This is a genomic window from Streptomyces sp. JNUCC 64 (genome assembly GCF_054484115.1).
The window spans coordinates 5,782,714-5,804,314 of the sequence record NZ_CM137015.1 but is presented as its reverse complement, the minus strand read 5'-3'; the positions used below and the strand labels follow the sequence as shown (position 1 = coordinate 5,804,314).

General features: G+C 74.4%; 15 protein-coding genes. 4 read left to right on the top strand and 11 right to left on the bottom strand.

Translation table 11 applies throughout. The annotated features are described in order from the left end of the window. Positions 1-340: 340 nt before the first annotated feature. Both dnaJ and hrcA read right to left on the bottom strand, forming a co-directional pair. A complete protein-coding gene (dnaJ, locus tag ACVWNX_RS24020; RefSeq protein ID WP_454409813.1) occupies positions 341-1,474 on the bottom strand; it encodes a molecular chaperone DnaJ in 1,134 nt (377 codons plus the stop codon). Continuing rightward, positions 1,475-2,491, bottom strand: coding sequence for a heat-inducible transcriptional repressor HrcA (hrcA, locus tag ACVWNX_RS24015; RefSeq protein ID WP_454409811.1), 1,017 nt, complete (start codon positions 2,489-2,491; stop codon positions 1,475-1,477). 390 nt (positions 2,492-2,881) lie between these two features. Between hrcA and ACVWNX_RS24010 the strand changes: the two genes are divergently transcribed. Next, positions 2,882-3,643 carry an MBL fold metallo-hydrolase gene (locus ACVWNX_RS24010; RefSeq protein WP_454409809.1) on the top strand — a complete coding sequence of 254 codons (762 nt, stop codon included), beginning with the start codon at positions 2,882-2,884 and terminating at the stop codon, positions 3,641-3,643. Between the two features lie 54 nt (positions 3,644-3,697). After that, the gene (locus ACVWNX_RS24005) at positions 3,698-4,510 is read left to right on the top strand and encodes a DUF3097 domain-containing protein (RefSeq protein WP_454409808.1); all 813 of its coding nucleotides are present in this window, start codon (positions 3,698-3,700) and stop codon (positions 4,508-4,510) included. 236 nt (positions 4,511-4,746) lie between these two features. Here the strand turns inward: ACVWNX_RS24005 and hemW are convergent, their stop codons facing one another. Together hemW and ACVWNX_RS23995 are read right to left on the bottom strand one after the other, a co-directional pair. Beyond that, positions 4,747-5,979 (bottom strand): radical SAM family heme chaperone HemW, encoded by a 1,233-nt coding sequence (gene hemW, locus ACVWNX_RS24000; RefSeq protein WP_454409806.1) that lies wholly within the window; start codon positions 5,977-5,979, stop codon positions 4,747-4,749. Positions 5,980-6,321: 342 nt separating this feature from the next. Continuing rightward, positions 6,322-8,847 (bottom strand): SpoIIE family protein phosphatase, encoded by a 2,526-nt coding sequence (locus tag ACVWNX_RS23995; RefSeq protein WP_454409804.1) that lies wholly within the window; start codon positions 8,845-8,847, stop codon positions 6,322-6,324. 393 nt (positions 8,848-9,240) lie between these two features. On the opposite strand from ACVWNX_RS23995, the gene ACVWNX_RS23990 reads away from it, so the two are divergent. Then, a complete protein-coding gene (locus ACVWNX_RS23990) occupies positions 9,241-9,837 on the top strand; it encodes a response regulator (protein WP_454409803.1) in 597 nt (198 codons plus the stop codon). A gap of 88 nt (positions 9,838-9,925) precedes the next feature. Here ACVWNX_RS23990 and ACVWNX_RS23985 read toward each other — a convergent pair whose 3' ends face one another. Together ACVWNX_RS23985 and lepA are read right to left on the bottom strand one after the other, a co-directional pair. After that, positions 9,926-11,815, bottom strand: coding sequence for an AMP-dependent synthetase/ligase (locus ACVWNX_RS23985; protein WP_454409801.1), 1,890 nt, complete (start codon positions 11,813-11,815; stop codon positions 9,926-9,928). Positions 11,816-12,174: 359 nt separating this feature from the next. Then, positions 12,175-14,049, bottom strand: coding sequence for a translation elongation factor 4 (gene lepA / locus ACVWNX_RS23980; protein WP_454409800.1), 1,875 nt, complete (start codon positions 14,047-14,049; stop codon positions 12,175-12,177). A gap of 306 nt (positions 14,050-14,355) precedes the next feature. Here lepA and rpsT point away from each other — a divergent pair, with 306 nt between their 5' ends. Continuing rightward, complete coding sequence (gene rpsT / locus ACVWNX_RS23975; protein ID WP_454409798.1) at positions 14,356-14,622, top strand: 30S ribosomal protein S20; 267 nt, start codon at positions 14,356-14,358, stop codon at positions 14,620-14,622. A gap of 852 nt (positions 14,623-15,474) precedes the next feature. On the opposite strand, the gene holA is transcribed toward rpsT, so the two are convergent. From holA to ACVWNX_RS23950, 5 genes are all read right to left on the bottom strand, one after another. Then, the gene (gene holA, locus ACVWNX_RS23970) at positions 15,475-16,461 is read right to left on the bottom strand and encodes a DNA polymerase III subunit delta (protein WP_454409797.1); all 987 of its coding nucleotides are present in this window, start codon (positions 16,459-16,461) and stop codon (positions 15,475-15,477) included. 60 nt (positions 16,462-16,521) lie between these two features. Further along, entirely contained in the window at positions 16,522-16,767 is a 246-nt protein-coding gene (locus tag ACVWNX_RS23965) for a hypothetical protein (RefSeq protein ID WP_454409796.1), read from the bottom strand. Positions 16,768-16,870: 103 nt separating this feature from the next. Beyond that, positions 16,871-17,749, bottom strand: a complete 879-nt coding sequence (locus ACVWNX_RS23960; RefSeq protein WP_454409793.1) for a YceI family protein — start codon at positions 17,747-17,749, stop codon at positions 16,871-16,873. Positions 17,750-18,044: 295 nt separating this feature from the next. Then, complete coding sequence (locus tag ACVWNX_RS23955) at positions 18,045-20,711, bottom strand: ComEC/Rec2 family competence protein (protein ID WP_454409791.1); 2,667 nt, start codon at positions 20,709-20,711, stop codon at positions 18,045-18,047. Next, a complete protein-coding gene (locus tag ACVWNX_RS23950; RefSeq protein WP_454409790.1) occupies positions 20,708-21,427 on the bottom strand; it encodes a helix-hairpin-helix domain-containing protein in 720 nt (239 codons plus the stop codon). The genes ACVWNX_RS23955 and ACVWNX_RS23950 overlap by 4 nt, the downstream gene beginning before the upstream one ends. Between the last annotated feature and the right edge of the window lie 174 nt (positions 21,428-21,601).

The window sequence follows — 21,601 nt, the reverse complement described above, 5'->3', positions numbered from 1 at the left end:
GGATTCTGATCGCTCTTGACCGACCTTTCCCGCAGGTCAGAGCGGTACTTGAGGAGCGTACGAGCAGTCCGACGGCGATTGTCGGCCAGGCCGGGAATCCGCCGGAACCCGGGGTGCGGACGCGGTGTCCGGCGGCGCGGGACGCGACAGCACCCGGAAGGGGGACCCGGGAGGGACGCGAGGGGACCCCGGAGGGGACGGGACGGGCCGGGCAGAGGAGCCGCGCCGGAGTCCCGCCCCGCTTCCGGTGGACCGGGGCGGGGCGGAACGGAGTCGTCACACGGACATCGGACGGGCGCGGTACACCGGCCCCGCCGCCGGACGGCGACGGGGGGAGGCGTCAGCGACCGTTGAACGCGTCCTTCAGCCGGGAGAACAGGCCCTGCTGCCCGGGCTGGAACTGCCCGGTGGGCCGCTCCTCGCCGCGCAGCTTCGCCAACTCCCGCAGCAGTCGTTCCTGCTCGGGGTCGAGCTTGGACGGGGTCTGCACCTCGACGTGGACGATGAGGTCGCCCCGGCCGCCGCCGCGCAGATGGGTCACGCCCCGGCCGTGCAGCGGGATCGACTGACCGGACTGGGTGCCGGGCCGGATGTCGACCTCCTCCAGCCCGTCCAGGGTCTCCAACGGCACCTTGGTGCCGAGCGAGGCAGCCGTCATCGGGATGGTGACCGTGCAGTGCAGATCGTCGCCGCGCCGCTGGAAGACGGCGTGCGGCAGCTCGTGGATCTCGACGTAGAGGTCACCGGCGGGGCCGCCGCCGGGGCCGACCTCGCCCTCCCCGGAGAGCTGGATGCGGGTGCCGTTGTCGACACCGGCGGGGATCTTCACCGTCAGGGTGCGGCGGGAGCGGACCCGGCCGTCGCCCGCGCACTCGGGGCACGGGGTGGGCACGACCGTGCCGAAGCCCTGGCACTGGGGGCAGGGACGCGAGGTCATGACCTGGCCGAGGAACGACCGGGTCATCTGCGACACCTCGCCGCGACCACGGCACATGTCACAGGTCTGCGCGCTGGTGCCGGGCGCGGCGCCCTCGCCGTTGCAGGTGTTGCAGACGACGGCGGTGTCGACCTGGATGTCCTTGGTGGTGCCGAAGGCCGCCTCGTCCAGCTCCACCTCCAGCCGGATCATCGCGTCCTGGCCGCGCCGGGTGCGGGAGCGGGGGCCGCGCTGCGACGCCGTTCCGAAGAAGGCGTCCATGATGTCCGAGAAGTTGCCGAAGCCGCCCGCGCCGAAGCCGGCCGCGCCGGCGCCGGACTGCGAGAGCGGATCTCCGCCCAGGTCGTAGACCTGCTTCTTCTGCGGGTCCGACAGCACCTCGTAAGCGGCGTTGATCTCCTTGAACCGCTCCTGGGTCTTCGGATCGGGGTTGACGTCCGGGTGCAGCTCGCGCGCGAGCCTGCGGAACGCCTTCTTGATCTCGTCCTGGGAGGCGTCGCGGCGTACGCCGAGTACGGCGTAGTAGTCCGTGGCCACTTACGACTCCGCCAGGATCTGTCCGACGTAACGTGCCACTGCGCGTACTGCTCCCATCGTTCCCGGATAGTCCATGCGGGTCGGGCCGACCACGCCGAGTTTGGCGACTGCCTCGCCGCCCGAACCGTAGCCCACCGACACCACGGACGTGGAGTTGAGCCCCTCGTGGGCGTTCTCGTGACCGATCCGCACGGTCATGCCCGAGTACTCGGCCTCCCCGAGGAGCTTGAGGAGCACGACCTGCTCCTCCAGCGCCTCCAGGACGGGCCGGATGGTGAGGGGGAAGTCATGTCCGAAGCGGGTGAGGTTGGCGGTGCCGCCGATCATCAACCGCTCCTCGGTCTCCTCGACCAACGTCTCCAGCAGGGTGGAGAGGACGGTGGAGACACTGCCCCGGTCCTCGGTGTCGAACACCTCGGGCAGGTCCTGCACCAGACGCGGCACGTCGGCGAACCGACGCCCCGCGACCCGGCTGTTGAGCCGCGCCCGCAGATCCGCCAGCGAACTCTCGCCGAACGGGGCCGGGCAGTCCACCATGCGCTGTTCGACCCGGCCGGTGTCGGTGATCAGGACGAGCATCACCCGGGCCGGTGCCAGCGACAGCAGTTCCACGTGCCGCACGGTGGAGCGGGTCAGGGACGGGTACTGCACGACGGCGACCTGCCGGGTCAGCTGCGCGAGCAGCCGGACCGTGCGGGCCACGACGTCGTCGAGGTCCACCGCGCCGTCCAGGAAGTTCTGGATGGCGCGCCGTTCGGGGGCCGTCATCGGCTTGACCCCGGCGAGCTTGTCCACGAACAGGCGGTACCCCTTGTCGGTGGGGATGCGCCCGGCGCTGGTGTGCGGCTGGGCGATGAACCCCTCCTCCTCCAGCGCCGCCATGTCGTTGCGGACGGTCGCCGGGGAGACCCCGAGGCTGTGCCGTTCGGTCAGCGCCTTGGAACCGACCGGCTCCTCGGTGCCGACGTAGTCCTGGACGATGGCACGCAGCACTTCCAGCCTGCGTTCACTGAGCACCGCCCACCTCCTGCTCCGTCCGCCCTCGCGGGCCCGTCCACGGCCCGTCCCGGCCGTCGGGACCGGTGCCTGGCACTCATGACCGTCGAGTGCCAGCGTTCCCCGCCAAGTGTACGGCCGGTGGGTACGCGCGGAGCAAGGCCGTGACGGGTCCGGCCCGGCCGGAACCGTCCCCGGCGCCCCTTCCGCACCCCTCGCCCGGCCTTCCCCACCCGCTTCCCGCCACCGCACGGACGCGTCCCGGACGCCTCCGCGGCCGTCCCCGATGTGCGGGAAGACCACCGGAAGACCGCCGGAAGACCACGGCCGGCTCCCGACGGCCGCCGGACGCCTCCCGGACGGGGGACGGGGCCCGCGTCCACCGGGGCGCGCATGACCTAACGTCACGGTATGCGGACGACACCGGAGATCCCCTGGGCGGCGGCGGGCTGGGAGCGGATCGGACCCCGGACCGGGCGGCGGAGGCTGCCCGGCTGGGACTGCACGGTCGGGCTGGTGGCGGGGGACGGCGCGGCGCTGCTGGTGGACGCGGGCTCCACGCTGCGGGAGGGCGCCGCGCTGCGGGAGGAGACCGCACGGCTGCTCGGCGGACGGGATGTGACGCACCTCGCGCTGACGCACCTCCACTTCGACCACGTCCTGGGCGCCGCCGCGTTCCCCGGGGCCGTGGTCTACGGGGCGGCGGGGCTCGGAGCGGCCCTGACCGGCGGGACCCCGACCGGGCGCGAGGAGCTGCGGTCCGACGCGGTGCGGTACGGGGTGGACCCGGCCGAGGCCGCCGCGTCCGCCGCCGCGCTGCGTCCGCCCGGGGTCGAGGTGAGCGGGTCCCGTCCACTCGATCTGGGGGGCGGTGTGTCGGTGACGCTGGTGGACGCGGGCCCCGGGCACACCGGACAGGACCTGGTCGTGGTGGTGGACGGGGAGCCTCCCGTGGTCTTCTGCGGGGACCTCGTCGAGGAGTCGGGACCGCCGCAGGCCGGGCCCGACGCGCACCCGGCGGCCTGGCCGGACGCCCTGGACCGGGTGCTGGCCCTCGGCGGCCCCCGGGGCCGGTACGTGCCGGGGCACGGGGCGGTGGTGGACGCCGGGTTCGTCCGGGACCAGCGGGACGCGGTCCGGGCCGGACGGTACGAGGGGCCGTCGGGGGGCTGACCCGCGCGCGGGCTCCGGAGGGCGGGCGGGCGGCGGGCGTTCTATGGTCTCGGGATGCGTCAGTACCCGGCGGACCTGACTCCGCCCTGGAAGAAGCGGGCCGTGGTGCCCGAGGTCGCGGCGGAACCGGACCTCGTGGTGGAGGAGGTGGCCACCGGGTTCTGCGGGGCGGTGGTCCGGGTGGAGGCGGGCGCCGTCACCCTGGAGGACCGGTTCGGCAAGCTCCGGGTCTTCCCGATGGCCCCGGCCGGGTTCCTGATCGACGGCGCGCCGGTCACCCTGGTCCGTCCCGCGCGGCCGGGCTCCGGTTCCCCGGCGCGGACCGCGTCGGGTTCCGTCGCCGTCCCCGGGGCGCGCGCCAGGGTCGCGCGCGCCGGGCGCATCTACGTGGAGGGGCGCCACGACGCCGAGCTGGTCGAGAAGGTGTGGGGCGACGACCTGCGGATCGAGGGCGTGGTGGTCGAGTACCTGGAGGGGGTGGACGACCTCCCGGCGATCGTCGAGGAGTTCGGGCCCGGTCCCGACGCCCGGCTGGGAGTGCTCGTGGACCATCTGGTCCCGGGGAGCAAGGAGTCCCGGATCGCCGCCTCGGTGACCGATCCGCACACCCTGGTCGTCGGCCATCCGTTCGTGGACGTCTGGCAGGCCGTGAAGCCCGCCGCGCTGGGCATCCGGGCGTGGCCCGTGGTGCCGCGCGGACAGGACTGGAAGACGGGGGTGTGCGCCGCGCTGGGCTGGCCCCCGAACACCGGGGCGGCCTGGCGGCACGTCCTGTCACGGGTGCGCGACTACCGGGACCTGGAACCGGAGCTGCTGGGGCCGGTGGAACACCTCATCGACCATGTGACGGTGGGGGCGAGCCAGTAGGCCGGGGCCGGTGAGGGGCCGGGGCCGGTGGCCGGGCCCGGCTGACCGGTCCCTCCCGGTGCGGCCCGGAGTCCGTGGCCGTGGCTTGGACCTGGACCTGGACGTGGGTCGGTCGGGAGGCCGTCCGGAGGGCCCGTCCGGGAGGAGGCCCTCCGGGAGGGGCGCGCTCAAGAGGAGGGCCCGGGAGGGGGCGCCCGGGCGCACGCCGTCCGGGGGGAGGGTCCGGGAGGGGGACGTCAGTCCACCAGGTCCCGGACCACCGCGTCCGCCAGCAGGCGTCCGCGCAGGGTCAGCACCGCGCGCCCCTCGGCGTGCGGTCCGGGCGCCAGGAGGCCGTCGGCGAGGGCCCGTGCGGCGGCGGCCAGGCCCTGGGGCCGGAGCAGGTCCAGCGGACAGCCGTCGCGCAGCCGCAGTTCCAGCAGGACGCGCTCGACCCGCCGGTCCTCGGCGGTGAGCAGCTCCCGGCCCGCGCCGGGCGAGCGCCCCCCGGCGAGCGCCGCGGCGTACGCGCCGGGGTGCTTCACGTTCCACCAGCGCACCCCGCCGACGTGGCTGTGCGCCCCGGGGCCCGCGCCCCACCAGTCGGCGCCCCGCCAGTACAGCTCGTTGTGGAGGCAGCGTCCGTCCGCCGACTTCGCCCAGTTGGACACCTCGTACCAGTCGTACCCGGCGGCGGTGAGCCTCTCCTCCGCGATCAGATAGCGGTCGGCGTGCACGTCGTCGTCGGTCATGGGGACCTCGCCGCGACGGATCCGCCGGGCCAGTCCGGTGCCCTCCTCCACGATCAGCGCGTACGCCGAGACGTGGTCGGGGCCCGCGCCGATCGCCGCGTCCAGGGAGGCCCGCCAGTCGTCGTCGGACTCCCCCGGGGTGCCGTAGATCAGATCCAGGTTGACGTGAGCGAACCCGGCGTCGCGGGCCTCGGCGACACAGCGCTCCGGGCGGCCCGGGGTGTGGGTGCGGTCGAGGATCCGCAGGACGTGCGGCCGGGCGCTCTGCATCCCGAAGGAGATCCGGTTGAACCCGCCCTCGCGCAGCGCGGCCAGGTACGCCGGGTCCACCGAGTCGGGGTTGGCCTCGGTGGTGACCTCCGCGTCGGGCGCCAGCCCGAACTCGTCCCGGACCGCCGCGAGCATCCGCACCAGGTCGTCCGCGGCGAGCAGGGTGGGCGTGCCCCCGCCGACGAAGACGGTCCGCACCGGGCGGGGGTCGTCGCCGAGCACCTCGCGGGCCAGCCGGACCTCGTCCACGAGGGTCGCCGCGTAGTTGTCGCGGGAGGCGAGGACGCCGCCCGTGCCGCGCAGCTCGGTGGCGGTGTAGGTGTTGAAGTCGCAGTACCCGCAGCGGGTCGCGCAGTAGGGGACGTGGAGGTAGAACCCGAGGGGCCGGTCGGCCGCGCCGACGAGGGCGTCGGCGGGCAGCGCCCCGCTCTCGGGCACGGCCTCCCCCTCGGGAAGTGCAGAAGGCATGGCCCCATTGTCCCCCGTCCGGGGAGCACCCCGGACCGCCCCGGAGCACGCCGGAACCACGCCGGAGCCGCTCCGGTGGCCCGGCCCCGGCCCCCGGCGGACGGACCGGGCCGCCCCGACCGGGCCGCGCCCGGGTGCCGGACCGAGCGGGTACCGGGCCGGGAGCCCAAGCCCGGTCCCCGGCCGGGGTGGACCGGAATGCCCTGGCCGCGGCCCGCCAGGAGGTCCGGTCTCCGGGCGTCCCGGCCGGAGACCGGACCGGGGGGGGAGCGGCCCGGAGAGCGCTCCGGGCACCGGTCCGGGGACGCGTACGGCCCGTGGGGCAGGCGGGCGGGGCTCCGGTCAGGTGGCCTGGAGGACGAGGATCGCGAGGTCGTCGTCGGGGGCCTCGTCACCGAAGGCGTGCACCTGTTCCCGCAGCCGGGCGGCGATCTCCTCGGCGGAGAGCCCCGCGCAGCCCGCGAGGGCGGCTGCCAGCCCCTCGCCGTCGTCGAACTGGCGCCGCCCGGCGTCCCGGCGCTCGGTGACGCCGTCGGTCACGCACAGCAGGGTGTCCCCGGGCGCCAGGTCGAAGGACTCGGCGCGGTAGGTGGCGTCCTCCACCACCCCCAGCAGCACCTGGGACCCGGCGACGACGGACACCTCCCCGTCGGACCGCAGCACCAGCGGCAGCGGGTGCCCGGCCGACGCCAGGGTGCAGCGCGCCCCGTGTTCCGTCGGCACCAGCTCCCCGTACAGCGCGGTGAGGAAGCGCGGCATGAACCCCTCGGGCGGCAGCGGTCCGCCCTCCGCCCCGGCCAGCGCCCGGGCGCCCGCCTCGGCGGCCTCCGTGGCGTCGTCCAGCAGCAGTTGGTTGAGCCGGTCGAGGACCTCCCCGACCTCGTAGCCCTCCCGGGCCAGCAGCCGCAGCCAGGGCCGGGCCAGCCCGATCACCACCGCCGCCTCCGGGCCCTTGCCCTGGACGTCCCCGAGGGCGAAGGCCCAGCGGCCCGGTCCGGCCGGGAACACGTCGTAGAAGTCGCCGCCGGGCCCGCCGCGCTCCCTCGGCTCGTAGACCAGGGCGCTGCGCATCCCGGGGATCTCCGCGACCGAGCTGGGCAGCAGGCCCCGCTGGAGGACCCGGCTGATGGTGGCCTGCCGGGCGTACTGGCGGGCCGCGCCGATCGCCAGGGCGACCCGGCGGCAGAAGTCCTCGACCAGTCCGGTCACCTCGTCGGGGAAGCGCGGCAGCCCGGCGCGTCCGATCAGCAGGGTGCCCAGCGGTCTGCCGCCCGCGACCAGCCGGAACGCCACGGCCGCGCCGAACGGGTCGGCGCCCCCGAACGACGCGCCGGGCCAGCGCACCGGGACGGCGCCGGAACGGGTGGGGTCGCCGGTGAGCTGCGGCGGCTCCTTCTCCAGGACCCGGCGCAGCTCCTCGATCCGGTCCTCGCTGCCGTGCCAGACCCGGGCCAGCCGGGGCCCGCCGGGCGCGAGGCCGGAGCCGTGGCCGGTGGAGCCGTCGTTGAGCCAGACCGCGCACCAGTCCGCGAGCCTCGGCACCAGCAGCTGTCCGGCGAGCGTGGCGACCAGGTCCTCGTCCAGCTGTCCGGCGAGCAGCTCGGACGCCTCGGCCAGGAACGACAGGGCGCCGCGCCCCACCCAGTCGGGGGCGCCGCCCACCGGCCCGGGGGCGGCGCGTTCGTCGCCGGGGGCGCCCGGGGCCGGGGCGAGCGCCGGACCGGAGGGCAGCGGACCGGCCGGGCCGGGGCCGTCGTCCTCGCCGGTCGCGGGGCGCGGGGACCAGCCGGGCCCGGTGGGCCGGGTGCCCTCGGGCTCCGCCCCGGCCATCACCCCGTACCCGGCGACCGCCTCGTACCCGGGCATGACGACCTCGTCCGGGACGCCCCACTCGTCCGGGACCGCGCCCGGGGAACCGCTCCCGCGCGGGCGGGCCGGGAGCCGGGCCCACACCGTCTTGGTGCCGGGCCGGTAGGTGACGCCCCAGGCAGTGGCGAGCCGGGCGACGAGCTGGAGGCCCCGGCCGTACTCGGGGGCGTCGCTGCTGCGGGCGGCGGGGGCGCCGTTGATGGGACGGGCGGGGTGCTGGTCGGAGACCTCGATCACCAGCGAGCCGAGGGGCTCCGGCTCTTCGGCGACGGTGACCCCGTCGGACCCGGTGGTCCCGTCAGCCTTGGTGGTCCCGTCAGCCGCGGTGGCCCTGTCAGCCCCGGTGGTCCGGGTCCGGTCCTGGGCCTGGGCCTGGGCCTGGTCCTGGGACCGGTTCCGGGGCGCCGGAACCGCCGCGTCCGTCGGGTTCCCCGCGTCCGCCGCGCCGCCCGCCGAATCCGCCGGGGCCACCCGCGCCGAGGGGTCGGTGGGGGCGTGCGGGTCGGTCGGAGGGGAAGCGTGATCCGGGGCGCACGCGGGGGCGTGCGCCGGGCGGTCCGAGTCCGACGGGCCCGACGAGTCCGATGGGCCGGACGGGCCGGACAGGTCGTCTGGGCCGCCCGGGTCGACGGAACCGGCCGGGTCCGGCTCGTCAGCGCCGTCCGGCGCCGGACGCCCCTCCGGCCGCTCCGTTACCCGGTCGTTCTCCGGCTCCCCCGCGCCTTCCGCCTCCTCGACGTCCTCCACCTCGTCGTCCGGACAGCGCTCCTCCCAGCGGCACAGCAGGCCCACGTCCGTGCCCGCGTGCACGACCGCGTTGGTCACCAACTCGCTGACCAGCAGGGCCGCGTCCTGGACCAGGCGGTCGGGTATGCGGGCCCCGGGCCGGGTTCCCCCCGCCCCGGAAGGGTCGTCGTCGGCGCCGTCACGCGCCCACTCCCTCAGCACCCGGCGGGCGAACACCCGGGCGGCCGAAGGGGCCAGTGAGTTTCCGGGCAATGACGTGCGCGCCACGCGTGCGCCCGCGCGCCCCCGTGTTCGGCGTACTCCGGCACGGACCGTGCTCTCCCGTCGCATCGGAACGGACCCCACTCCTCGACTGCTGGGAACTTCGGGCGAATACGCCTCGGGCGACAGGGACAGAGTGACAGACTGGCCGCGCCCATACGCGCCGAGTGACTGAAGTGGGTCACCCCGAACGGTGGAGACGTTCCCTCCGCACGGGCCTGAGGGCGTCCACGCGCATCCGGGACACCGCCTACGACGAACGGCGTAGCCCGGGCCCGAGCGCTCCCGGCGACGGGGCTCGGGTGGGCACGGACACGAACGAGCACGACCACCGCCCCGGCCCGGTTCCGGACGGCGGGCGACGAACGATGAGGCACTGTCACGATGAAGGCTGAGGCACCGGGCGACGACCGGGCGGGCATCCTGCTGGTCGACGACATGGAGGACAACCTGACGGCCCTGGAAGCCGTCCTCGGTCCCCTCGACGAACCGCTGGTGCGGGCCCGTTCGGGCGAGGAGGCGCTGCGCGCGGTACGGCGGCGGAGCTTCGCCGTGGTCCTCCTGGACGTCCACATGCCCGGGATGGACGGTTTCGAGACGGCGGCCCAGATCAGACGGCTGCACCCGGCCGGGGAGGTGCCGATCGTCTTCCTCACCGCCTCGGACCCGGACTCGGGGTTCGCGTTCCGGGGGTACGCCACGGGGGCCGCCGACTACCTGACCAAGCCGTTCGACCCCTGGGTGCTGCGCGCCAAGGTGACCGTCTTCCTGGACCTGCACCGCAAGAACCGGCTGCTGGAGCGGCTGCTGGCCCGGGAAGAGCGGCAGTTCGACGAGTTGGCGGACCGGCTGGCGGTGATCGAACGGCGGATGGCCCAGGCGCCGTCCTGCCGGGACCACACGGCGACCGACCTCCGCGCGGAGATCGGTGACCTGGGGCGCGCGCTGCGGGAGATGCGCCGGGACCGGGTGGCCCACTGAGCTGCTGGAGGCACGGAGTGAGCGAGGGGCGCGCGACACCGGCCGGACGCCGTCGTCCGGTGCCACGCGCCGGAGCGCTCAGAAGCGCTCAGGACTCCTTCGCGCCGGTGTACATCTCGTCCAGCAGATGCTTGAACTCGCGCTCCACGGCGGGCCGCTTGAGCTTCAGACTGGGGGTGAGGTCACCGTGCTCCACGTCGAGGTCGCGCGGCAGGACGCGGAACCGCTTGATGGTCTGCCAGCGCTGGAGGCCCTGGTTCAGCTCGGTGACGTACCCGTCGACCATGGCGATCGTCTCCGGTGCGGCGAGCACCTGCGCGTACGTCTTCCCAGCGAGGCCGTTCTCCTCCGCCCAGCCGAGGATCGCCGCCTGGTCCAGCGCGATCAGCGCGCTGCAGAAGTTGCGGTCGGCGCCGTGCACGACGATCGCGGAGACGTACGGGCAGAGGGCCTTGAACCGGCCCTCGATCTCCGCCGGGGCCACGTACTTGCCGCCCGAGGTCTTGATGAGGTCCTTCTTGCGGTCGGTGATCCGCAGATAGCCGTCGGCCGACAGCTCTCCGATGTCCCCGGTGTGCAGCCAGCCGTCGCTCTCCAGCACCTCGGCGGTCTTCTCCTCCAGCCCGTGGTAGCCCGCCATGATGCCGGGACCGCGCAGCAGCACCTCGCCGTCCTCGGCGATCCGCACCTCGGTGCCCGGCAGCGGCTTGCCGACCGTGCCGGTGCGGTACGCCTCGCCCGGGTTGACCAGCGACGCGGCCGAGGACTCGGTCAGCCCGTACCCCTCCAGGATGTGCACCCCGGCGCCGGAGAAGAAGTAGCCGATCTCCGGGGAGAGCGCCGCCGAGCCGGAGATGCAGGCCCGCAGCCGTCCGCCGAACGCCTCGCGCAGCTTCGCGTAGACGAGCTTGTCGGCGATCCGGTGCTGGGAGCGCAACCCGAGGGGGACGTCGGCGCGGCCGGTGCGGCGGAAGCTGTCCTGGCTGGTCCGGGCGTACTCGCGGGCCACCCCGGCGGCCCACTGGAAGATCCGGTACTTGGCCGCCCCGCCCGCGCGGGCCTTGGCCGACACCCCGTTGTAGACCTTCTCGAAGATGCGGGGCACCGCGGCCATGTAGGTGGGCCGGACGACCGCCAGGTTCTCCACGATCTTCTCGATGCGTCCGTCGACCGCCGTGACGTGGCCGACGTCGATCTGACAGGAGAGCAGCACCTTGCCGAAGACGTGGGCGAGCGGCAGCCACAGGTACTGGACGTCGTCCGCGCCGACCAGTCCGGTCGCCGCGATGGCCTTGGCCATGTACGACCAGTTGTCGTGCGGGAGCCGGACGCCCTTGGGGCGGCCGGTGGTGCCGGAGGTGTAGATCAGGGTGGCGAGCTGGTCGGCGGTGATCGCCGCGATCCGCTCCCTGACCGCGTCCGGGCTGTCGGCCAGCAGCGCGGCGCCCCGGGCCTCCAGTTCGGCGAGGGTGAGCACCCAGCCCTCGGGGTCCTCGGGGTCCGGTGCGTAGCCGTCGGCGTCGATGAGGACGACGTGCGCCAGGTCGGGCAGCTCCGCGCGGGACGCCCGGGCCTTGGCCAGCTGCTCGGCGTCCTCCGCGATGAGCACCCGGCTGCCGGAGTCCGCGATGATGTACGCCGACTCGGCGGCGTTCGTCTGCGGGTAGACCGTGGTGTTGGCGGCGCCCGCGCAGAGGATCGCGAGGTCCGCGAGGATCCACTCCACCCGGGTCGCGGACATCAGCGCCACGCGCTCCTCGGGGGCCACGCCCAGATCGACCAGTCCGGCCGCCGCGGCGAACACCCGCTCGGCGGACTGGCCCCAGGTCAGGGAACGCCACTCGTCGGGGCCACCGCCCGGGGCGGACGGGACCGGGTACCGGTACGCCTCGGCGTCCGGGGTCCGTTCGACGCGCTCCAGGAACAGATGGGCCACCGAGGGCGGCCGGTTCTCGATCAGGTTCTGTGTGTCGCTCACGACGTCCTCCGGGCCCGCGACAGTGCGTGGTGCGTCTGACTGTGTGCGGCTCGCTGCGGCTGCTGGGAGTGGGTGGATTGCTTGCTTAACTCACTGGTAACCACTGGGTGGTGATCAGGTTAGAGCGAGCCCGTCCCGTACGTAAGGGGTCGGATGCCCCGACTGGTCACAGTTGTCGATCGGTACGGCCGCGCGGCGGTTCGTCCGGTACGGGAGCGCGACCGTACCGGACGCGGCGCGGTGTGCGCCGGGGTCCCGGGGCCCGGCGCGTGCCGGGGAAAGCCGGGGGCCCCGGCACGTCGGCTGACGTACCGGGGCCCGGCTCGTGTGCGTACGGGCGGATGGGTGCCCGGGAGCGGCTACTTCTTGCCGCCGCCCTTGCCGCCGCTGTCGTCGCTGGACAGCACGGCGATGAACGCCTCCTGGGGGACCTCCACGGACCCGACCATCTTCATCCGCTTCTTGCCCTCCTTCTGCTTCTCCAGCAGCTTCCGCTTCCGGGAGATGTCACCGCCGTAGCACTTGGCGAGGACGTCCTTGCGGATGGCGCGGATGGTCTCCCGGGCGATCACCCGGGAACCGATCGCGGCCTGGACGGGCACCTCGAAGCTCTGCCTCGGGATCAGCTCCCGCAACTTGGCGACCAGCCGGACGCCGTACGCGTACGCCTGGTCCTTGTGGGTGATCGCGGAGAAGGCGTCGACCTTGTCGCCGTGCAGCAGGATGTCCACCTTGACCAGCTGGGACGTCTGCTCGCCGGTGGGCTCGTAGTCGAGGGACGCGTAGCCCCGGGTCTTCGACTTGAGCTGGTCGAAGAAGTCGAAGACGATCTCCGCGAGCGGCAGGGTGTAGCGGATCTCGACCCGGTCCTCGGAGAGGTAGTCCATGCCGAGCATCACCCCGCGCCGGGCCTGGCACAGCTCCATGATCGAGCCGATGAACTCGCTGGGCGCGAGGATCGTCGCCCGGACGACCGGCTCGTACACCTCGTCGATCTTGCCCTCGGGGAACTCGCTCGGGTTGGTGACGACGTGCTCGGTGCCGTCCTCCATGATCACGCGGTAGACCACGTTGGGCGCCGTCGCGATCAGGTCGAGGCCGAACTCGCGCTCCAGCCGCTCCCGGATCACGTCCAGGTGCAGCAGCCCGAGGAAGCCCACCCGGAAGCCGAAGCCGAGCGCGGCGGAGGTCTCCGGCTCGTAGACCAGCGCGGCGTCGTTGAGCTGGAGCTTGTCGAGCGCCTCGCGCAGGTCCGGGTAGTCGGAGCCGTCCAGCGGGTACAGCCCGGAGAAGACCATCGGCTTGGGGTCCTTGTAGCCGCCGAGGGCCGTCTCGGCGCCCTTGTGCTGGCTGGTGATCGTGTCACCGACCTTGGACTGCCGGACGTCCTTCACCCCGGTGATCAGATAGCCGACCTCGCCCACGCCGAGCCCGTCGGAAGGCAGCATCTCGGGCGAGCTGACGCCGATCTCCAGCAGCTCGTGGGTGGCGCCCGTCGACATCATGCGGATGCGCTCGCGCTTGTTGAGCTGGCCGTCCACCACCCGGACGTAGGTGACGACGCCCCGGTAGGAGTCGTAGACCGAGTCGAAGATCATCGCGCGGGCGGGGGCGTCGGCCACACCGACCGGGTGGGGCACCTCGGCCACCACGCGGTTCAGCAGCTCGTCGACGCCCACCCCGGTCTTGGCGGAGACCCGCAGGACGTCGTCGGGCTCGCAGCCGACCAGGTTCGCCAGCTCCTCGGCGAACTTCTCCGGCTGCGCGGCCGGGAGGTCGATCTTGTTGAGGACCGGGATGATCGTGAGGTCGTTCTCCATCGCCAGGTACAGGTTGGCGAGGGTCTGCGCCTCGATGCCCTGCGCGGCGTCCACCAGCAGGACGGTCCCCTCGCAGGCGGCGAGCGACCGGGACACCTCGTACGTGAAGTCCACGTGACCCGGGGTGTCGATCATGTTGAGGATGTGGGTGGTCCCCTGGTCGGGGCCCGAGTTCGGCGCCCAGGGCAGCCGGACCGCCTGGGACTTGATCGTGATGCCGCGTTCCCGCTCGATGTCCATGCGGTCGAGGTACTGGGCGCGCATCTGCCGCTGGTCGACCACCCCGGTGAGCTGGAGCATGCGGTCGGCTAGCGTGGACTTGCCGTGGTCGATGTGCGCGATGATGCAGAAATTACGGAGGAGAGCCGGGGCGGTACGGCTGGGCTCTGGCACATGCTGAGAGGTCGCGGGCACGCAGGGTCCTGTCTCTTGAGGCTTCTCACGCCTCGGCTCGGATCGTTACGTAGCCCCCATCGTCCCATGGGCGACGGGCTGCGGCCGGTTTGGGCCGCCCGGAGGCCGACTGGTAGTCTGGGTGGCTGTGTCTCCCGCCCTCTCAGCTGGGGACACGACGCGGAAGGCCGGATTCCCGGCGGCCCGCTCGGCTCCCCGGTCCAGCCGGTTCACCCGGTCCCGGTCCGTGGCGCCACCGAAGGACGACATCACCGGCGCGTACGGGTCGCGGCCCGCGCACGCCTCCGAACCTGTGAAGGCTCATTCGTGGCGAACATCAAGTCCCAGATCAAGCGGATCAAGACCAACGAGAAGGCGCGGCTGCGCAACAAGGCCGTCAAGTCCTCTCTGAAGACCGCGATCCGCCGTACCCGTGAGGCCGTCGCCGCGGGCGACGTCGAGAAGGCCACCGCCGCGCAGCGCGAGGCTTCGCGCAAGCTCGACAAGGCCGTCTCGAAGGGCGTCATCCACAAGAACCAGGCCGCCAACAAGAAGTCGTCCCTGGCTTCCCAGGTCGCCGCCCTCAAGGGCTGAACCGTGCGTGGGGCCTAGCCCCACGGACACCGCGAACCGGGCGGGACGTGACGCGTTCACTCCCCCGGTCCGGATCGCACCGACTTGACGCCGGAGGGGACCCAGCGGGCCCTCTCTTCCGCTCCCTTCCGGCATCCCCGGGTCGGCACGCGGCCTGCGTTCGCCACGCGGGTGCCGATCCAGCATCGTGAACCGAGGGCCCCGTTCCCCCACCTTCCCCAGGTGGCGGAACGGGGCCCTCGGCGTTCGTCCTCCGCGCCCGGGCGTCCTCCGCCGTCCTCGGGCGCCGCCGCCGTGTCCACACGGCCCGGGTCGACCTCGCGACCGCCCCCGGTACGTGGCCCTTACGGGTGTCTGACCCCGGCCCTGGTGGTGGCTGCCTTGGTCCGGAGGGCCGGTCCGGTCCGGGTGACCCGGGTCCGGTCCGGGTGACCCGGGTCCGATCCAGGTGACCCGGGTCCGGTCCAGGTGACCCGGGTCCGATCCAGGTGACCCGGGTCCGATCCGGGTGGGCGACCCCTTCGACGGGCCCGTCCCGTTCGGCGGGCCCAGGCACAGCGGTCGCTCCGGTTCGGTGGCCGCCCGGGGAGAGCCGTCGGCCGGGGAAAGCGGTGCGGCGCGTAGCCGTCGGGGCGCGGGGCGAGTCGGCGCGGACCGCCGCCCGGGGTCGGCCAGCGGCTCCCAGCTCCAGCTCGGCCGGGTGGCGGCGGCCGTCCTTGCCAGCGGTCGGATCAGGCCGGCGGCCCGATCCCGGTGCGGCTGCCGGTCAGCCCGCACGTCAGACCTCGACGCCACGGTCGAACCGGTCCCGGCGGGGCCTGCGGTCGGTCAGTCCCGGGGCAGGGGGAGCGGTCAGCCGCGGCGGGAGCGGGCCGCCCGGGCGATGGTCACGACGGCCTTCTCCAGCGCGTACTCGGGATCGTCGCCGCCGCCCTTGACTCCCGCGTCGGCCTCCGCGACCGCCCGCAGCGCCACGGCCACGCCGTCCGGGGTCCAGCCCCGCATCTGCTGACGGACCCGGTCGATCTTCCACGGCGGCATGCCCAGCTCACGGGCGAGATCGGCGGGACGGCCGCCGCGCGCCGAGGACAGCTTGCCGATCGCGCGGACCCCCTGGGCCAGCGCGCTGGTGATCAGCACCGGGGCGACCCCCGTCGCCAGGGACCAGCGCAGGGCCTCCAGCGCCTCGGCGGCCCGGCCCTCGACCGCCCGGTCGGCGACGGTGAAGCTCGACGCCTCGGCCCGGCCCGTGTAGTAGCGGCCGACGACCGCCTCGTCGATCGTGCCCTCGACGTCCGCGACCAGCTGGGCCGTCGCCGAGGCCAGCTCCCTGAGGTCGCTGCCGATCGCGTCCACCAGCGCCTGGCACGCCTCGGGGGTGGCGGACCGTCCCAGCGTCCGGAACTCGCCGCGCACGAACGCCAGCCGGTCGGCGGGCTTCGTCATCTTGGGGCAGACCACCTCGCGCGCGCCCGCCTTGCGCGCCGCGTCCAGGAGCCCCTTGCCCTTGGCGCCGCCCGCGTGCAGCAGGACGAGGGTGATCTCCTCGGCGGGCGCGGTCAGATACGCCTTCACGTCCTTGACGGTGTCCGCGCCGAGGTCCTGCGCGTTCCGTACGACGACGACCTTCCGCTCCGCGAACAGCGAGGGGCTCGTCAGCTCGGCGAGGGTGCCGGGCTGGAGCTGGTCGTGCGTGAGGTCACGGACGTCCGTGTCGGGGTCGGAGGCCCGCGCGGCCGCCACCACCTCCCGCACGGCGCGGTCGAGGAGCAGTTCCTCCTGGCCCACGGCGAGCGTGACGGGGGCGAGCGGATCGTCGGATGCGGTCTTCTTGGCCATCACGGCCCAGCATCCCATGCCCCGCCGACAGTCCCGCCCCGGCGGGAAGGGGGCGCACCGTCACTGCTCCTCCCGCCAGCCCTCCCACTCGGCCGCGTAGTCGTCGAGGGCCCCGGGGTCCAGACGGCCGCCCGGGTCCTCGACGACCACCAGCCACTGGGCGTCCTCGGCGTCGTCCTCCCCGGCCAGCGCGTCCCGGACGAGCTGCGGCTCCTCCCGCACGCCGAACCGCTCGCGCAGCTCCTCGGCCGCCTCTTCCGCCGCGTCCCGGTCGGGCAGCACCAGTACGTGTCTCACATCGCTCACCCGGTCATTCTCCGGCACCGCGACGGCGGGACGGCCAGCCGGTGCCGTGCCGATGCCACCGCAGGTGCCGCGCCGACGCGTCCCGGAGGGGGCACCGGGTCCGTCAGCCCTTGGGGACGACCTGGATGTCGAGGGTGACCTCGATGCTGGGGCCGATCGCGGCGATCCCGCGCGCGAGCATCGTCTGCCAGCTGATCGTGAAGTCCTCGCGGCGCAGTTCGGCGGTGGCCCGGCAGGCGGCCCGGGTCTCGCCCTCCATGCCGTTGCCGAGGCCCAGGTACTCGGTGTCGAGGGTCACCGTACGGGTCACGCCGTGCAGCGAGAGCGCCCCGATGACGTGCCACCGGTTGGCGCCCCGGTGGACGAACCGGTCGCTGTAGAACTCCAGCGTGGGGAAGCGCTCCACGTCGAGGAATTCAGCCGACTTCAGATGGTCGTCGCGCATCTGGACGCCGGTGTCGATGGAGGCCGCGTCGATCACCACGTGCAGGGCGGATTCCTCCATCCGCCCACCGACCCGCAGCGCCCCCGCGAAGGTGTTGAACCGCCCGTGGATCCGCGCCAGTCCGATGTGCCGGGCCGTGAAGCCGATCGAGGAGTGCGCGGGATCGACCGTCCAGTCCCCGGCGGCGGGCGGCGTCTGCGGCGGCACCGGCTGGAGGACCACGTCGCCGAGGGAGGCGTGGCCGCCCTCCACCACCGTGACGTTGCCCCGGTGGGGCGCGTACCCCTCGGACTCGACCGCGACCCGGTACTCCCCCGTCGGGACCGTCGCCACGAACTGCCCGTACGGGTCCGTACCGCCCCTGACCAGCGTACGGCCGACCGCGTCGGCGACCGTCAGCTCCGCGTTCCGCACCGGTTCGGCGACCAGGTCGAGCACCCGGCCGCTGAGCACTCCGGCGGCCGGTGGCACGGTCACCGCCGAGACGGGCGAGACCCGTCGCGCGTTCCTGCGGTTCTCCAGCCAACGGCCCAGCATTCCGAAACACCCCACGGTCGCATCACAAGGTTCGACGTTCAAACGTTCAATTCGACGGGCATTCGATCACCTTCACCGCTTGCGAAGCAAACGCGCGGACCTTCTTCACAACCTGACGATTTTCTCCACCTTCTTTCAAAAGTCCTGGTCAAGTCGTTGAATATCGCACTTCACCGCTGTGCTTCCGGCCTTGTCCGACCGTTTGCCCATCGTTTCCGTACGCAACGACCGTCTCGTTTCCCCCGCCCCGCCCTCCCCCGCCCCCGCCTCCCCGCCCTCCCGGCTCGGGCTCGCCTCACCCCCCTCGTTCCGTGGCTACGGCCACCGCCCCGTCCTGGTCGGAGCCGACCACCGCCACCGAACCGTCGCGGTCCGTGCGCGCCACCCGGGCTCCTGCCTTCCGCAGCGCCAGGACGGTGCGGGGCGACGGGTGCCCGTACGGGTTGTCCGCGCCGACCGAGACCAGCGCCAGGCTCGGACCGGTGCGGGCGAGCAGCTCCGGGTCCTGGAACGCCGACCCGTGGTGGGCGACCTTCAGGACGTCCACCCGTGCCGACCGGGCACCGAGCGGGCCCCGGGCCAGTGCTCGCTGCGCCGGGGGCTCCAGGTCCCCGAGCAGCAGCATCCGCAGTCCGCCCGTCCGCACCAGCAGCGTCACACTGGCGTCGTTCGGTTCCCGGGCCACCCCGGCGGCCCCGGCCGCCCCGACCGCCTGGGCACCGGCCGTCCCGGACTCGCCTCCCGGGGGCCACAACACCTCCCAGTCGACCGGCCCGGCCCGCCGCCGTTCCCCCGCCACCGTCTGCCGCAGGGGCACCCCGGCGGTCGCCGTGACCCGGCGGACCAGCGCGGCCTGCGCCACCGGCTCCGCCAGCCCCGTCGTCTCGACCACTCCCACGTCCCGGCCCCGGAGCACGCCCGACAGGCCCGCGACGTGATCGGCGTGGAAGTGCGTCAGCAGGACCAAGGGCACCCGGGTGACGCCCAGCGCCCGCAGACAGCGGTCGATCCGGACCGGGTCCGGGCCCGCGTCCACCACCACCCCGCTCGCCGGGCCCGCCGCGAGGACCAGCGCGTCCCCTTGGCCGACATCGCACATCACCATCCGCCACCCCGGTGGCGGCCACCCGGTGACCAGCCGGGTCAACGGCACGGGACGCACCACCGTCAGTACCAGCGCCACCGCGCACAGCGACGCCAGCCACCGGTGCCCCAGCAGCCACCGACCCGCCACCACCACCGCCAGGGTGACCACCAGGAGCAGCGGCGCGCCCCGCCAGCCGTCCCCCGGCCAGGCCACCGTCGCCCCCGGCAGGGCCGCCCCCGCCCGCGCGACCCGTGCGATCCACTCCACCGGCCAGCCCGCGCACCACGCCGACGCCTCCGCCAGCGCCGGGACCACCGGGGACAGGGCGAGCGCCCCGAACCCCAGCACCGTGGCGGGCGCCACCGCGAACTCGGCCAGCAGATTGCACGGCACCGCGACCAGACTGACCCGCTCGGCGAGGACCACCACCACGGGGGCGCACACCGCCTGCGCGGCGGCCGACGCCGCCAGGGCCTCGGCCGGGCGTCCCGGAACACCCACCCGCCGCAGCGCTCCGCTCCAGCGGGGAGCCACCGTCAGCAGCGCTCCCGTCGCCAGGACGGATAGCAGGAAACCGGGGCTGCGGGAGAGCCACGGGTCGTACAGCACCAGCAGCAGCACCGCCGCGGCCAGCGCCGGGAGCAGTGATCTGCGCCGTCCGGTGACCATCGCCAGCAGGGCGATCCCCCCGCACGCGGCCGCACGCACCACGCTGGGCTCCGGCCCGCACACCACCACGAACCCGATGCTCAGCCCCGCCGCCAGCACGGCCGTGGTCCGCAGGGAGAGGCCGAGCCCGGGCGCCAGCCCACGGCGTTCCGCCGACTGCGCGGTCCCCGGCGGGCCGGTCAGCAGTGCCAGCAGGATGACGAAGTTCCCGCCGCTGACGGCCAGCAGATGCGTCAGGTCGGTCGCCCGGAACGCTTCCCGCAGCTCGGGGCCCACCCGTGAGGTGTCCCCCACCACCAGGCCCGGGAGCAGTGCCCGCGCGTCCGGGGAGAGCCCTTCGGTGGCCTCCCGCAGCCCGCCGCGCAGCCGCCCGGCGAACCGCTGGACCGCCGACGCCCGGGCCACCCCGTGCGGCCCGGCGGCGCCGTCCGCCCTCAGCACGGCCGCGATGTCCGACCGGCCGCCGTACGGGGGCGACAGCCGTCCCGCGATCCTCAGCCGGGTGGAGGGCAGCACCTCCAGCCAGCGGTCCTCGGCACGCCCCGCGTCAACGGTGACCAGGACCGGGGTGCGGGTCCGGGTGACCGTCCCGTCCGGCTCGTCGACCAGGACCACCCGCGCGTCCAGCAGCACCAGCGGTGGCGCCGTCCCACCGCTCCCCGGGCGCGGCGGCGCCCGGCGCGGATCGGCCCGCACCTCCACCTCGAACGTCGCCTCCCCGTAGCGGTCCGCGAGCTCCGGTACCGGCCCCCGCCGCAGATCCGCCGCGGACGACGCGGCGGTCCCCGCGGCCGCCACGACGCACAGGAGCACCGCCGCACCGGTCAGTCGCACGGAACCGAGCGTCCCGGAAGTCCCGACCGCTTTGGGCGACCCCGCCGTCCCGGACGCCCTCGTCGTCCTGGACGCCCCCGTCGTCCCCGTCGTCCCGGCAGTGCCGACCGTCCCGGGAGGGCGCCACCACAGCGGGTGCCACCACCGGGCGGGCGCCAGGAGCGCGGCGGCCCCCGCCAGGCCGCAGATCACGACCGGGAGGAACCATCCCGGCGCGACCAGCACCCACGCCGTCGTCGCCCAGACGGCGAGGGCGGGAGGCACCAGCCGCAGATCGGCGGAGGGGGCCTCCCCGTCCCCGGCCGTGGCCGGCCCGGAACCGGAATCCCCGGAGCGGGAACCGGTCGTGGCCGGGAGGCTGTTCCGGTTCACGGCCGGACCAGGTCCTTCAGATCCGCGAACCGTCGCTCGCCGATCCCCGTCACGTCCCGGAGCTGCTCGACGGTCCGGAATCCGCCCTGCGCGGCCCGGTGGTCGAGGATGCGCTGGGCCAGTACGGGACCGACACCGGGCAGCGCGTCGAGCTGTTCGACGGTCGCGGAGCCGAGTGACACCGGTCCCGGAGCCTGCCCGGGGGCGACCGGGCCGGACGGTACCGGGGCGTTCCCGTCGGGCTCCCCGCCCGGCTCCGGACGCGGAGCGCCGACCACGACCTGTTCGCCGTCCACGAGGACCCGGGCCTGGTTGAGTCCCGTCAGATCCGTTCCCGGGCGCACCCCGGCCGCGCGCAGGGCGTCCGTGACCCGCGCGCCGAAGGGCAGCCTCAGCACCCCGGGCCGCCGCACCTCTCCCCCGACGTCCACGACGACCCGCCGTCCGTCCGCCCCCGCCGCACCGGGACGGGGATCGGGCGCCGTCCCCGCACCGGCCGTCCCCTCCGCTCCCGTACCGGGACGGGGATCACCGCCGCCCCGCTCCGGTGGCGCCGGTCCCACCGACTGGGGTACCCGTACCGGTTGGGGTCGCGCCTCCCAGAAGTGGTGGGCGGCCAGCCCCACTCCGAGGACCAGCACCACCACCAGCACCACGAGCCCACGCCGTTCCAGTCCGCACCGGGTCCGGACCCACAGGGGCAGCCGTTCCCCCATGAACAGCGCGATCCGCTCACGGCGCCCGGGAGGCCGTCCCCCCGTTCCGTCCGGCCCGGGAGCCCCGGCGGGCGGGGCGGCAGTACGCGCGGAGCGCGAGGAGCGGGGAACACGGAGACCGGGGAACGTCCGGGCGGAGCGAGCGGGACGGGCAAGACGAGCGGGACGGACGGA